Below are 14,407 nucleotides of genomic sequence, written 5' to 3' on the forward strand. Positions count from 1 at the left end.
ATGTATCCTTATAAAGGACAAACAGCCCAAGGAAATATTATTCCCTGAAAACTAGCAGCGAAACGAACATTAGCGTGAAATTAGTTTTGCTTCCGAAGCCAGCTTTCCTCCGGAAAGCTCTTAGGTTAAGCCCTCGACCGATTAGTATTCGTCAGCTGCATGGGTTGCCCCACTTCCACCTCGAACCTATCTACCTCGTCGTCTACAAGGGGTCTTACTGATTGGGAAATCTCATCTTGAGGGGGGCTTCGCGCTTAGATGCTTTCAGCGCTTATCCCCTCCGTACATAGCTACCCAGCTATGCCTCTGGCGAGACAACTGGTACACCAGCGGTACGTCCATCCCGGTCCTCTCGTACTAAGGACAGCTCCTCTCAAATTTCCTGCGCCCGCGACAGATAGGGACCGAACTGTCTCACGACGTTCTGAACCCAGCTCGCGTACCGCTTTAATGGGCGAACAGCCCAACCCTTGGGACCTACTTCAGCCCCAGGATGCGATGAGCCGACATCGAGGTGCCAAACCTCCCCGTCGATGTGGACTCTTGGGGGAGATAAGCCTGTTATCCCCAGGGTAGCTTTTATCCGTTGAGCGATGGCCCTTCCATTCGGTACCACCGGATCACTAAGTCCGACTTTCGTCCCTGCTCGACCTGTTTGTCTCGCAGTCAAGCTCCCTTATGCCTTTGCACTCTGCGAATGATTTCCAACCATTCTGAGGGAACCTTTAAACGCCTCCGTTACATTTTAGGAGGCGACCGCCCCAGTCAAACTGCCCACCTGACACTGTCCCCATACCGGATCACGGTACCAGGTTAGAACCTAGGTACGATCAGGGTGGTATCCCAACGGCGCCTCCACCTAAGCTGGCGCTCAGGCTTCAACGGCTCCCACCTATCCTGTACAGATCGTACCCAAGTCCAATATCAAGCTGCAGTAAAGCTCCATGGGGTCTTTCCGTCTTGTCGCGGGTAACCTGCATCTTCACAGGTATTAAAATTTCACCGGATCTCTCGTTGAGACAGCGCCCAAGTCGTTACGCCATTCGTGCGGGTCAGAATTTACCTGACAAGGAATTTCGCTACCTTAGGACCGTTATAGTTACGGCCGCCGTTTACTGGGGCTTCAATTCATAGCTTCACCTTGCGGCTGACCACTCCTCTTAACCTTCCAGCACCGGGCAGGCGTCAGCCCGTATACTTCGCCTTGCGGCTTCGCACAGACCTGTGTTTTTGCTAAACAGTCGCTTGGGCCTTTTCACTGCGGCCCCCTCGGGCTATTCACCCTACCGAGGCACCCCTTCTCCCGAAGTTACGGGGTCATTTTGCCGAGTTCCTTAACGAGAGTTCTTCCGCGCGCCTTAGAATTCTCTTCTCGCCCACCTGTGTCGGTTTGCGGTACGGGCACCTTCGCCTGGCTAGAAGCTTTTCTTGGCAGCTTGAGTACATGACCTTCGGTACTGTAATTTTCCCTCCCCATCACAGCCCAGCCTTATCGATGTGCGGATTTACCTGCACACCAGCCTCACTGCTTGGACGAGCTCTTCCATCCGCTCGCGTCTTTCCCCTTCTGCGTCACTCCATCACTCATAACGGCTACGGTGGTACAGGAATTTCCACCTGTTGTCCATCGACTACGCCTTTCGGCCTCGCCTTAGGTCCCGACTTACCCTGAGCGGACGAGCCTTCCTCGGGAAACCTTAGGCTTTCGGCGGATCAGATTCTCACTGATCTTTTCGTTACTTATACCGGCATTCTCACTTGAATACAGTCCACATGTCCTCTCGGTCACACTTCTACCCGTATTCAACGCTCCCCTACCCAAGAACATTAATGTTCGAGCCATAGCTTCGGTGGCGTGTTTAGCCCCGTTACATTTTCGGCGCAGAGTCACTCGACCAGTGAGCTATTACGCACTCTTTCAATGGTGGCTGCTTCTAAGCCAACATCCTGGTTGTCTGGGCAACTCCACATCCTTTCCCACTTAACACGTACTTAGGGACCTTAGCTGATGGTCTGGGCTGTTTCCCTCTTGACAATGGATCTTAGCACTCACTGTCTGACTCCCGGATCTAAGTTTGTGGCATTCAGAGTTTGACTGGACTTGGTAACCCTTGGCGGGCCCCGCACCCAATCAGTGCTTTACCTCCACAACTCGTTTTCCGAGGCTAGCCCTAAAGCTATTTCGGGGAGAACCAGCTATCTCCGAGTTCGATTGGAATTTCTCCGCTACCCCCACCTCATCCCCGAATTTTTCAACATTCGTGGGTTCGGGCCTCCAGTGAGTGTTACCTCACCTTCACCCTGGACAGGGGTAGATCACACGGTTTCGGGTCTACGCCTGCATACTATATGCGCCCTATTCAGACTCGCTTTCGCTGCGGCTCCGTCTTTTCAACTTAACCTCGCATGCAAACGTAACTCGCCGGTTCATTCTACAAAAGGCACGCCATCACACATAGAAAGTGCTCTGACTTTTTGTAAGCACACGGTTTCAGGTTCTTTTTCACTCCGCTTCCGCGGTGCTTTTCACCTTTCCCTCACGGTACTGCTTCACTATCGGTCACTAGGGAGTATTTAGCCTTGGCAGATGGTCCTGCCGGATTCCGACGGGGTTTCACGTGTCCCGCCGTACTCAGGATCCGTCTAGGGGTTTCGCTTGGTTTGGGCTACAGGGCTTTTACCTTCTTTGCCGGGCCTTTCCAGACCTCTTCACCTACCAAGCTAACCCCATGTTGACGTCCTACAACCCCAGGGAGCAAGCTCCCTGGTTTGGGCTTCTCCGCGTTCGCTCGCCGCTACTGACGGAATCACTTTTGTTTTCTGTTCCTCCAGGTACTTAGATGTTTCAGTTCCCTGGGTATGCCTCCAACTATCCTATGAATTCAGATAGTGGTAACTGCGCATTACCGCAGCCGGGTTCCCCCATTCGGACATCCCCGGATCAAAGCCTGCTTACGGCTCCCCGAGGCATTTCGTCGTTCGCCACGTCCTTCTTCGGCTCCTAGTGCCTAGGCATCCTCCGTGTGCTCTTTCTAGCTTAACCATGCTGCGATCGTTCGATCGTCAGGTTGTCTGCCATCGTTAGATGTCATACGGTTTATTCTAGAAACATTCATTTGTTGTGACACAAATGATGCTTAAAGGATTTACGTGCAACCGTTAGGTTGTCACGCTCTAAGTTTCACGCTTTTTGTTCGTTTCGCTATCTAGTTTTCAAGGAACAATTGTTGCTTGTTGATTCACCGCCTGATCAGCGGCAACAAACATCTTATCACATCTTGCAGGCTCTTTTCAAGTCGATATTTCTTGGAAATTCGACCTTAAAAGGGCATTTTGGTGGAGCCAAGCGGGATCGAACCGCTGACCTCCTGCTTGCAAGGCAGGCGCTCTCCCAGCTGAGCTATGGCCCCATGGGATGTTCCCTTTTTGCAGGGATGTTATGGTGGGCCCTAGTGGACTCGAACCACCGACCTCACCCTTATCAGGGGTGCGCTCTAACCAGCTGAGCTAAGGGCCCTAAGAGCAACTCGTAGAATTGCTAACTTCGTAAGCGTTACTGACATTTGCGGAGCAAATGTGACTTCGTAAGCGTTGCTGAGTTTTGCGCTAGCAAAACTTACTTCGGAAGCATCGCTTCCTTCTTCAAAATAAAAACCCACCTGCGTGCTTTCGAAGAAGCCCTTCGAAAGCATCCGCTTGTGGGGTTCGCTTGGCAACGTTCTACTCTTCCAGAACCCTGCGGTTCAAGTACCATCGACGCTGGAGGGCTTAACGGTCGTGTTCGAGATGGGAACGCGTGGTTCCCCTCCGCCATCGTCACCAAACGAGTGCAGCCTGGTGGTTCTCACCACAGCTACGAGAAAGGCATTACCCTCTCAAAACTGACAACGAGTGAAGAAGAAGTTTGTGAAGGCTAAGCCTTCTTGACTGAGCGCATCGCAGCGCTCAAGTCTCCATAGAAAGGAGGTGATCCAGCCGCACCTTCCGATACGGCTACCTTGTTACGACTTCACCCCAATCATCTACCCCACCTTCGGCGGCTGGCTCCCTTGCGGGTTACCCCACCGACTTCGGGTGTTGTAAACTCTCGTGGTGTGACGGGCGGTGTGTACAAGACCCGGGAACGTATTCACCGCGGCATGCTGATCCGCGATTACTAGCAATTCCGACTTCATGCAGGCGAGTTGCAGCCTGCAATCCGAACTGAGACCGGCTTCTAAAGATTCGCTCCAGATCGCTCTTTCGCTTCCCGTTGTACCGGCCATTGTAGTACGTGTGTAGCCCAGGTCATAAGGGGCATGATGATTTGACGTCATCCCCACCTTCCTCCGGTTTGTCACCGGCAGTCACGTTAGAGTGCCCGACCTTACTCGCTGGCAACTAACATCAAGGGTTGCGCTCGTTGCGGGACTTAACCCAACATCTCACGACACGAGCTGACGACAACCATGCACCACCTGTCTCCCCTGTCCCGAAGGCCTAGCTTATCTCTAAACTATTCAGGGGGATGTCAAGACCTGGTAAGGTTCTTCGCGTTGCTTCGAATTAAACCACATACTCCACTGCTTGTGCGGGTCCCCGTCAATTCCTTTGAGTTTCACTCTTGCGAGCGTACTCCCCAGGCGGAGTGCTTACTGTGTTAACTTCGGCACCAAGGGCATCGAAACCCCTAACACCTAGCACTCATCGTTTACGGCGTGGACTACCAGGGTATCTAATCCTGTTTGCTCCCCACGCTTTCGCGCCTCAGCGTCAGTTATAGGCCAGAAAGTCGCCTTCGCCACTGGTGTTCCTCCACATCTCTACGCATTTCACCGCTACACGTGGAATTCCACTTTCCTCTCCTACACTCAAGTCCACCAGTTTTGGATGCGCACCGGGGTTGAGCCCCGGCTTTAAACATCCAACTTACTGAACCGCCTGCGCGCGCTTTACGCCCAATAATTCCGGACAACGCTTGCCCCCTACGTATTACCGCGGCTGCTGGCACGTAGTTAGCCGGGGCTTTCTTCTCCTATACCGTCACAGCCAGAGCAGTTACTCTCTGACTCGTTCGTCTAGGGCAACAGAGCTTTACGATCCGAAAACCTTCATCACTCACGCGGCGTTGCTCCGTCAGACTTGCGTCCATTGCGGAAGATTCCCTACTGCTGCCTCCCGTAGGAGTCTGGGCCGTGTCTCAGTCCCAGTGTGGCCGTTCACCCTCTCAGGTCGGCTACGCATCGTCGCCTAGGTGAGCCGTTACCTCACCTACTAGCTAATGCGCCGCAGGCCCATCCAAAGGCCACAGATTGCTCCGTGTTTCATGGCACCTTCATGCGAAAGTGCCAATTATTCGGTCTTAGCTATCGTTTCCGATAGTTATCCCGATCCTTCAGGCAGGTTGCCTACGTGTTACTCACCCGTCCGCCGCTGACTCATCCCCGAAGGAATAAATCCGCTCGACTTGCATGTATTAGGCACGCCGCCAGCGTTCGTCCTGAGCCAGGATCAAACTCTCCAATAAAGTTGCACACGAACCATAAGTCCATGCGGCTTTTATTCTCAAGCTTAAACAGCTCAAAAGTTAAAACTGGCGAGATTTCTCTCGTTTTGAGTTGATCTCATCGCTGAGATTTCCCTCGTTTTTGATCGGCCTAAGGCCGATCGCTTCTTCACTCGTTGTTCAGTTTTCAAAGAGCAATTTCTGTTCAATTGCATCATCACCCGTTTAGCGGCGACTTTTATAATATAACACACTCACCAGGACAATTTCAAGTATTTTTTATTCTTCCTTCTTCAGAAAGCCTATACTGTACACGTCCGGCACACCTGCAAAAAGTGGGCGAAATCTAAATTAACATAGATACATAATGGAAGTCAAGCTTCAAGTAATTATTTCTGCGGTCAATGCGAACTCCGGCTTCTCGCATATTTTAAAATCTCCTTTGGTGACGCTAACCGCGCATACATACGGAAGATCACCTTGTACCTGGATTCGATTGCCCCTTTGATCTCCTGGTCCATCCTTTTGTCATTCAGATCAAAGAGCATTTCATCCAGTTCTTTACGAAGCACATAGTCAAGCTCTCTGCACTCCCGTTCATTGAATAAAAAACCGAGCATAACCAACCTCAACCCCTTTCAGCTGTCGGCAAGAAATATGGCTTGGATTTGTTATGCTCAATTTTTACCAATATTATAATAGCACTCACAAATTTTAGACTTTCATTAACCAATAGCTAAGTGTGCTCTCCACGGTCGCTGCTATTAACAACAGGATTACAATAAAAGTGATGAGCGGCAAGAGCAATTTAAAGATGCGAATGAATTCGGGGCGAGCCGTTGCCCCAACTCTTCTTATTAAGACATGCAGGCACAATTTCATCATAAGCGTACCTAGCTTGAGACCATAAGCACATGCGATCAAAATAGCCGAGATTTCAAAAATTCCATGCGGCAATATCCCTTTAAGAACCAGCAGACCTGTCGATCCAGTGGTATTCAAGGAAAGCGCGTATCCCAAAATCATTCCATTGCTGACTAACATGAACAAGGGAAGCAGCCCGAAAATCATACCCAAAAAAATAACCATGATCGCAATAGAAGCATTATTCAGAAAAATGATGATAAATAACCAGAGCTGCGGATTGTCCTTGGTATTGACGAAATCATTGATTGGCTTCAATTTCTCAAGACCGCCCTGCAAGTAATCGGCAAAGTTCGCTGAATACTCATACCCGACGAAAATTCCAATGGCAAAAACCATCGCTGTCGCAATAAAAAAATGTTTCATTTCACGAAAATGGGCGAAAAGCTGTTTGAATTTCAATTTGGTTTCCTCCGAACTTTGAACGCATAAGTCAAGTATGTACGAGCATACAATGATACAAACAAACCATTTAAACAAGCCTTACTCCATAAGGCTGAGGAGGAGGATTCTGCTTCGTGAATTATTTTCTCGTATTAAACGGTAAAAAGCTCAAGCAAATTATCTTTATCACGGTTGCAGTTTTGTTCGCAGCAGCCATTGTCTATTCAGACAGAGCCAATGTGTCGGTATTTTCGAGCAATGAACCGGCGGCGATTTACAGCGTGCAGACGGACAAGAAATTAGTGGCTCTAACTTTTGACATCAGTTGGGGTGAGAAACGACCCGATCCTATCATTAAGATACTTGAAGATAAAAAGGTTAAGAATGCGACCTTTTTTCTCTCGGCACCTTGGAGTAAAACCCATCCCGAAATTATAGAGCACATTAAAAAGAATGGATACGAAATCGGCAGCCATGGGAATAAGCACAGCAACTACAGTACATTAAGCGACGAAGAAATTCGGAAACAAATTTCTATAGCGCATGGCGTCTTGACGGAAATGACGGGCAAAGGACCCAACCTGATTCGAATGCCCAATGGCGATTTTGACAAAAGAGTGCTGAGAATTGCGGGAGAATTGGGATATTCCGTCATTCAATGGGATACTGATTCCCATGATTGGATGAACAAGGGCGTTGATTCTATAATTAACCGTGTAGTGACCAAAGTTCATCCCGGAGATATCATCCTACTGCATGCGAGCGACACTGTTAAGCAGACCCATGAAGCTCTTCCTGTGATTATCGACCAATTGAGGGCAAAAGGTTACGAATTTGTATCCGTCAGTGAATTAATTCAACAAACTCAGGTGAATCACAAGGAAATACAAGACCATACCTAAATGAAATTGATACGCTGAGGGCTAATTTCAATTAGCTCTTTTTGTTTTCCGTCATTTTGTGAAGACTAAGAATTTGATAGCTGTTACAAACGATTAATGGAGTTAACATAAAAATACTCGATGCTGTATTATTCAATTTTAAGGCAGGAACCGCTTCTAGGATGGTAACGACCACCATGAAAAACAGCGTTGGAATGAATGCATTTTTGTTAGTGAGCTTAACTTTCCAGTAGGAAACACCCAGTGAAATCGCCAAAATCAATAAAGGCATGATCGTATATAACAGTAAGCTGTCTCCATTAAAGTTACTATACCTTAAATAGACTAAATCAATTATGGCGACAATGGTTAATGTAAGTTGAATTAAATCCCATATGACTTTATTTCGTATAATTCCAATAGCGATAAAACGAACGATTAGAAAAGAGAAAAAACCCATTTGACTCAGTAAGCTGATGGTCGCCCCGCCAAGGGTCATATTAACAACATTAAAGCCAACACCGGACATGGTCGGAATCGGAAAAGCTTGATCCGTAAACTCCAAAATTAGCCCCACGGCAACGGAGGTAATGATTCCAATCAATAACGCCGTAAAAAATAACCGAAACCATTTTCTTAACGTCAAGCGGCATAACCTCCACAAGTCTTGTTTCCTAGTAGTTAATTGTACCAACCTTCACACTAAAAAGCCAATGAATACACCTCATAATCTCTCCCTTTTCACACATACTAAAGAAACCATTCCAGGAAGGGAGCATGCCATTCTTATGTTACTATCCAAGCATACTGTAATTTCCGTTGTTATATTAACGCTGCTCGTCTCTTCATGCGGGGGTAAATCTTCATCCCCGCAAAGTGCTGGTGCCAGCTACAACGATACTAAAACGATGGTTATGGATATTTTAAAATCCGATGATGGCAAAAAGGCTGTTCAAGCTGCAAGTCAAGCCGGTGGCGGAGGTGGTCAAGGAGGAGCCGGCGGCGGCATTCAATCGCAAGGGCAATCGCAAATCAAGCTTTTGTCTGCAGGTGACTCCGCTCAGCTTCAATCGGCCGTGAAAGATGTGTTAACAGCTGATCCCAATAATAAATTTTTGCAGGAAATGATGAAGGATCCGAAATTTGCCGGTGAATTCGCTAAAGCGATTCAGAAGGATACCAAGCAGATGCACAAGGATCTGCTCAAGGATCCGGAATATCAAAACTTGATGATCAACACCATGAAAAATCCAGAGTATGAAAAAATCATCATGGATACAATGAAGCAATCTCAGTATCGTCAGCAAATGATGTCAGTGATTCATGAATCCCTGCAGAGCCCCCTCTTTCGCACTGAGATGTTAGATTTATTAAAGGCAGCCCTGAAGGAGCAAACCACCCAGCCCGCACAAACACCCAGTACTGGTGGTGGGGGCGGCGGGACAAGCACAAGCAAAAGCAGTGGCGGTAAAAAATCCGGCGGCGGCGGCGGTTCAAGCAAAAGCGGCGGCAGCCAATAAGATCTTTCTGTTCCATGAAAAGAGGACTGAAGCGATTACCTGGCTTCAGTCCTCTTTGGTCAGCTTTCTAGCTTACGGATCACTTTATCAGCAATTTCCAAATACAATTGTCCGGTCGGTGTTTGTTCCTTGTAAACAGAAGGCGAGTAATCTGCCTCGGATATATGATTATCAGGTGCGCCCAGTGGAAGCTGAGCCAATAACTCGCTGTGCAGCTCATCAGCCAGTTTGGCTCCGCCTCCTTTGCCAAACACATAATCCTTGCTGCCGCAGGACTTGCATTCGTAATAAGACATATTCTCAACTATACCGAGAATTTCATGGTTCGTATGTACGGCCATTGCTCCTGCTCTGGCAGCAACAAAAGCTGCTGTGGCATGTGGAGTCGTCACAATAATCTCTTTGCTGTGAGGAAGCATCTGATGGACGTCCAGCGCTATATCTCCGGTCCCTGGAGGAAGATCGAGCAGCATATAATCGAGCTCGCCCCAGCTTACTTCGCTAAAGAAATTGCGCAGCATTTTGCCGAGCATGGGACCCCGCCAAATCACAGGAGCATTATCTTGTACAAAAAAGCCCATCGATATGATTTTCACGCCATATTTTTCTATGGGGATAATGGTATTGTCCTCAAGCTTGGGCTGATCTTCAACCCCCATCATATCCGGGATGCTGAAGCCATAAATATCGGCATCGATAATGCCGACTTTTTTCCCTTTCCGAGCCAAGGCGACAGCCAGGTTAACCGTCACAGTGGACTTGCCCACTCCTCCTTTGCCGCTGGCAACTGCAATAAACTTCACCTTCGAATCGGGACCCAGGATAGAGCCGCTTGGTGCCGCTGGAGCTGCTGGAGCAGCCTTGGGAGTTTGTGCTGCTTTTGGGGCAGAAGGATCTTGCAATTGTTCATTGATTTGTTGGCGCTCATGGTCGGTAATCATTCGAAATCGAATATGCATTTGTTCAGCGCCTAGGGTCTTTAGAGTTTCTGTAACCGCTTTTCGCGCATTTTCTTTATAACGTTCTTCTTCTACGGTTGTGATGTAAGTTAACGACACATTCCCTTCCTTAATCATCACATCTTTAACTAGATTGAGCTGAGTGATGCTCTGGCCATATTGAGGATCTATAAGTGATTGCAAGGATTGCAAGACTTGTTCTTTAGTCAGCATTGGACGCACCTCTTAGGGACAAATTTATATGCGCAATTATTATATCACATATTTAGGTTGATCCCATCTTTTCCCCGGCATAATAGCGCAGCACCCCTTGATAAATGGCGGCCGCCAATTTCTTCTGATATTTTTCATTGGTCAGCAGGCGCGCTTCATCCGGATTAGAGAGAAATCCAACCTCCACCAAGGCGCTTGGCATTTTCAATATTCTTAACAGATAAACCGGTTTGTCCGCTTTAAGCGCGATCCGGTCAGTGTTTTCCAGATTTCTTTTGATCTCATCTTGAATCAGCGCTGCCAAGTTCGGACTTTCCGTATTGGTCGAAGAAAAAAAAGTCTGAGCTCCCCTCCACTTGGCGGATGGGATACTATTAACATGGACGGTGATAAAAAGATTCGACTTGCTCTCTTTGACATAATCAGCACGGTTGAGCAAATCCTCTGTTTTGCGGCGGCTGTATCCCTTGGTATTTTTATCTGCCAAATCCTTATCTTCTTCTCTCGTCATTACGACCAAGGCCCCGGCTTGCTGCAAGTAATCGCGCAAATAAAGGGTTATCGCCAAATTGATGTCCTTTTCAAGTACACCCTCCTGATTGTCTGCCCCTCCATCATATCCGCCATGCCCAGCATCAAGTGCAATCGTTTTGCCAGATAAGGGTAAGGTCCACTCTGTCCATGTCTTCGTCGCAGGCAGCTCATAGCTATAGATAAACACGACCAAAGCAACCAGCAGTGCTGAGGCGGCCAGTTTCAGTCCGCTATGGAAACTTAGCCAGATCACCAGCCTTTTTCTTCTTTTACGCATAAAAATCCACCTCTGCTCCCAATAGACTCAGTAACATCTATATGGGACAGGGTGGACGAATATACCAATACTTGGCCTAGACTTGATACTCAGGTTCTTTCATGCCATCAATTAATACTTCTGCGACTTCAGGTCGGGTAAATTCCGGAGGCGGACATTCACCGTTTCTTAGCAAAGCGCGAACCTTCGTGCCGGAGAGATGCATATGCGCTGACGAATCGTGCGGACAGGTTTTACTGGATGCCATATTGCCGCATTTGGTGCAAAAGAAACTATGTTCAAAGAACAGAGGCGTGATGCCGATTTCTTCTGCTGTAAAATTACTGAATATTTCTTGCGCTTCATAGGTACCATAGTAGTCGCCTACACCTGCATGATCACGTCCAACTATAAAATGAGTGCAGCCATAATTTTTTCGGACCATGGCATGGAAGATAGCTTCCCTCGGTCCCGCATAACGCATAGCCGCGGGGAAAACGCCCAGAAAAACACGATTTTTCGGGTAATAGTTCTCCAAAAGAACCAGATAGCTTTTCATCCGTACGTCTGCAGAAATGTCATCGGATTTCGTTTCACCCACCAAAGGATTAAGGAACAGCGCATCCACAATCTCCATGGCTGACTTTTGAATGTATTCGTGGGCACGGTGAACAGGATTGCGTGTTTGAAAGCCTACAACTGTTCTCCAGCCTTTTTCAGCGAATAGGCGGCGAGTCTCCGAGGGATCGAAGTAAAACTCTTCAAATTTCTTCGGCTTTGGACGGTTTACCAAATGGATGGATCCACCCAGATAGGTCGAAGATCTCGAAAGCAGCTTTTGAACACCGGGATGATCGGTATCATCTGTTTTAAATACTTTCACGGCCTCATTCTTCTGATCCACGGTAAATTTATCGGAAACATCCATAATCGCATAAGTAATTCCATCTTCTTCTCCAACGAGCGCAATGGATTCACCTGGCTGGATGATCGCAGCGATGCTTGCTTCTAAAGCAAAAGTAATAGGAATACTCCATACCGTTCCATCCGCTAGCCTCATGGTCTCCACGACGGAGTTGTAATCCCTCTGATTCATAAAGCCGATTAGGGGTGAAAATGCCCCCACTGCAATCAAATCCAGATCCGATATCGTCCATGCGTTAACGTTAATTTGCTTAAGGCCGCTCGCTTTTTGTAAGGCTGCCTCTTTTTCCCCGTCTGGAATGACTCTGTTTACCAAAGTCCCGCCATGAGGAGCGATTGATTGAGTCATGATTAAGCCTCCGTTGGATGTAGTCCGCATTCTACTTTGTCTGAATCCGCCCAGCGGCCGGCGCGAGGATCTTCTCCAGCCGCTACAGGACGCGTGCAATGCTCACACCCTATGCTTGGGTAGTTTTTGTCATGCAATGGATTATAGATAACATCATTGGCGCGAATGTAGTTCCATACATCCTCACTCGTCCAGCTGGCAAGCGGATTAAATTTAATAAGTCCGAATTTAACATCGTATTCTACTTTTTTGGCATTTGCGCGAGTAGGTGCTTGATCGCGGCGAATTCCTGTAATCCAGGCGTCATAGTTTTTGAGGACATCGGTTAATGGATCTACTTTGCGGATGCCGCAGCATTGATTAGGATTGTTTTTCCAAAGTTCATCGCCAAATTGCTGAGCCTGTTCTTCAAGCGTGAGCTTAGGCAAAACTTGTACAAACTTCTTGCCGTAATGCTGCTCCAGACGGTCTCTGGTCTCATAAGTATCTGCAAAGTGAACATTCGTATCCAGATAAAAAATATCGACGTTCGGATTAATTTTTTGCAGCATATCCACGAGCACGACATCCTCAGCTCCAAAACTGCAGGCAAGTGTCAATTTGGGAAAGCTCTCTACAGCCAGACGGAGCAAATTCTCCGGAGATTGATTCTCAAATTCCTCGCTTGCTTTAGTCACAAATGCTTCTTTCTCAAACAAATTCATCTGTAAACTCCTCCTTAAGGTTTGCTTGATAGCAAAACGTACTTCGAAAGTAATTATTTTTTAATCCCGAGTTAGTTAGTGTGATTAGTGGTTGATTCTTATTATAAAACTATTCTGTATGTTGTCAATGACTTTTCATCATTTTGGTTTTTTGTTTATGGTTTATTCAAGATTAGTTCACATTCATCGTTTCATCTATAAGGAAGAAAAGAGCCTTTCACGCAATTTGCGTAAAAGGCTCTTCGTATTGTAAAGCTTGCTCGATATTAACGCTTGGAAAATTGAGGTGCACGACGTGCAGCTTTCAATCCGTACTTTTTACGCTCTTTCATACGTGGGTCACGTGTAAGGAAGCCGGCCTTTTTCAAAGAACCGCGATATTCCGGATCTGCTTTAAGCAAGGCACGGGAAATTCCGTGACGAATGGCTCCTGCTTGTCCGCTGGTTCCACCGCCATGAGCGATAACCAGTACATCGTACTTTCCTACAGTTTCTGTTAAGTTCAGCGGTTGCTTCACAATAAGCTTTAAAGTCTCGAGACCAAAATATTCGTCCAGCTCACGTTTGTTAATAACAATTCGTCCTTCACCCGGTATAAGGCGTACACGCGCTACCGAATGTTTACGACGACCGGTTCCATAGTATTGAACTTGTGCCACAAAACAGTCCTCCCTTATAATTACCCGCGAAGTTCGTACACTTCAGGTTGTTGTGCTTGATGTGGATGCTCAGAGCCTGCATACACTTTCAGCTTTGTTTTCATGCTGTCACCAAGACGATTCTTGGGAAGCATACCGTGAACAGCAAGTTCGATCATGCGATCCGGTTTGTTGTTGCGCATATCATTTGCGGAAGTCACTTTCAATCCACCTTGATACATGGAATGACTGTAGTACATTTTATTTTGCAGTTTCTTGCCAGTCAAATGAACTTGGGAAGCATTAATGACGATAACAAAATCCCCGGTATCAACGTGCGGAGTAAACTCCGGCTTGTGCTTTCCGCGAATCAGGCTTGCTGCTTCACTGGCTAGACGGCCCAGCGTTTTGCCGGCAGCGTCAATAATGTACCATTTGCGTTCTACTTCGTTTGGCTTTGCCATATATGTGGTACGCATGCTTAATCCTCCTAAATATATCTCGTTCCTTAGTCCATTTCATTGTTGTAGTTATGATGGTTTGGCTCCTCTGATCACGGGGCCGTGGGATAGCCGATCAAGAAACGCCAATTAATATCATACACAATTTTGGATAAAGAATCAAGAGAATTCTTCT

11 protein-coding genes, 2 tRNA genes and 3 rRNA genes are annotated in these 14,407 nt (G+C 47.3%); 2 read left to right on the forward strand and 14 right to left on the reverse strand.

From position 1 onward, the window contains the following. Window positions 1-121: 121 nt before the first annotated feature. From BLV33_RS15755 to BLV33_RS15785, 7 genes are all read right to left on the reverse strand, one after another. Window positions 122-3,043 (reverse strand): 23S ribosomal RNA (locus BLV33_RS15755). 291 nt (window positions 3,044-3,334) lie between these two features. Continuing rightward, window positions 3,335-3,410: transfer RNA gene (locus tag BLV33_RS15760), tRNA-Ala, on the reverse strand. 30 nt (window positions 3,411-3,440) lie between these two features. After that, window positions 3,441-3,517: transfer RNA gene (locus tag BLV33_RS15765), tRNA-Ile, on the reverse strand. A 190-nt stretch (window positions 3,518-3,707) separates the two neighbouring features. After that, window positions 3,708-3,824: ribosomal RNA gene (rrf, locus tag BLV33_RS15770) — 5S ribosomal RNA — on the reverse strand. 135 nt (window positions 3,825-3,959) lie between these two features. After that, a 16S ribosomal RNA gene (locus tag BLV33_RS15775) occupies window positions 3,960-5,506 on the reverse strand. Together the 16S, 23S and 5S rRNA genes with 2 tRNA genes alongside form the textbook arrangement of a ribosomal RNA operon. 380 nt (window positions 5,507-5,886) lie before the next feature. Next, complete coding sequence (locus BLV33_RS15780) at window positions 5,887-6,105, reverse strand: hypothetical protein (RefSeq protein ID WP_090793598.1); 219 nt, start codon at window positions 6,103-6,105, stop codon at window positions 5,887-5,889. Window positions 6,106-6,199: 94 nt separating this feature from the next. Beyond that, entirely contained in the window at window positions 6,200-6,811 is a 612-nt protein-coding gene (locus BLV33_RS15785; protein WP_090793602.1) for a stage II sporulation protein M, read from the reverse strand. 116 nt (window positions 6,812-6,927) lie between these two features. Here BLV33_RS15785 and pdaB point away from each other — a divergent pair, with 116 nt between their 5' ends. Then, entirely contained in the window at window positions 6,928-7,695 is a 768-nt protein-coding gene (gene pdaB / locus BLV33_RS15790; protein WP_090793604.1) for a polysaccharide deacetylase family sporulation protein PdaB, read from the forward strand. Between the two features lie 31 nt (window positions 7,696-7,726). Here pdaB and BLV33_RS15795 read toward each other — a convergent pair whose 3' ends face one another. Beyond that, a complete protein-coding gene (locus BLV33_RS15795; protein ID WP_090793609.1) occupies window positions 7,727-8,320 on the reverse strand; it encodes a KinB-signaling pathway activation protein in 594 nt (197 codons plus the stop codon). A gap of 142 nt (window positions 8,321-8,462) precedes the next feature. Between BLV33_RS15795 and gerD the strand changes: the two genes are divergently transcribed. Continuing rightward, complete coding sequence (gerD, locus tag BLV33_RS15800; RefSeq protein ID WP_090793614.1) at window positions 8,463-9,194, forward strand: spore germination lipoprotein GerD; 732 nt, start codon at window positions 8,463-8,465, stop codon at window positions 9,192-9,194. 59 nt (window positions 9,195-9,253) lie between these two features. On the opposite strand, the gene BLV33_RS15805 is transcribed toward gerD, so the two are convergent. The 6 genes from BLV33_RS15805 to rplM form a co-directional block, all read right to left on the reverse strand. Further along, a complete protein-coding gene (locus BLV33_RS15805; RefSeq protein ID WP_090793618.1) occupies window positions 9,254-10,366 on the reverse strand; it encodes an Mrp/NBP35 family ATP-binding protein in 1,113 nt (370 codons plus the stop codon). 52 nt (window positions 10,367-10,418) lie between these two features. Then, window positions 10,419-11,177: an N-acetylmuramoyl-L-alanine amidase CwlD gene (gene cwlD / locus BLV33_RS15810; RefSeq protein WP_090793621.1), complete on the reverse strand. Its 759-nt coding sequence runs from the start codon at window positions 11,175-11,177 to the stop codon at window positions 10,419-10,421. Window positions 11,178-11,253: 76 nt separating this feature from the next. Beyond that, a complete protein-coding gene (gene sat, locus BLV33_RS15815) occupies window positions 11,254-12,429 on the reverse strand; it encodes a sulfate adenylyltransferase (RefSeq protein WP_090793626.1) in 1,176 nt (391 codons plus the stop codon). 2 nt (window positions 12,430-12,431) lie between these two features. Next, window positions 12,432-13,133: a phosphoadenylyl-sulfate reductase gene (locus BLV33_RS15820; protein WP_090793629.1), complete on the reverse strand. Its 702-nt coding sequence runs from the start codon at window positions 13,131-13,133 to the stop codon at window positions 12,432-12,434. A gap of 266 nt (window positions 13,134-13,399) precedes the next feature. After that, a complete protein-coding gene (gene rpsI / locus BLV33_RS15825; RefSeq protein WP_090793633.1) occupies window positions 13,400-13,792 on the reverse strand; it encodes a 30S ribosomal protein S9 in 393 nt (130 codons plus the stop codon). 20 nt (window positions 13,793-13,812) lie between these two features. Then, window positions 13,813-14,250, reverse strand: a complete 438-nt coding sequence (rplM, locus tag BLV33_RS15830; protein ID WP_090793637.1) for a 50S ribosomal protein L13 — start codon at window positions 14,248-14,250, stop codon at window positions 13,813-13,815. Window positions 14,251-14,407: the final 157 nt, after the last annotated feature.

The sequence above is a fragment of the Paenibacillus sp. GP183 genome (assembly GCF_900104695.1).
Lineage (GTDB): Bacteria > Bacillota > Bacilli > Paenibacillales > NBRC-103111 > Paenibacillus_AI.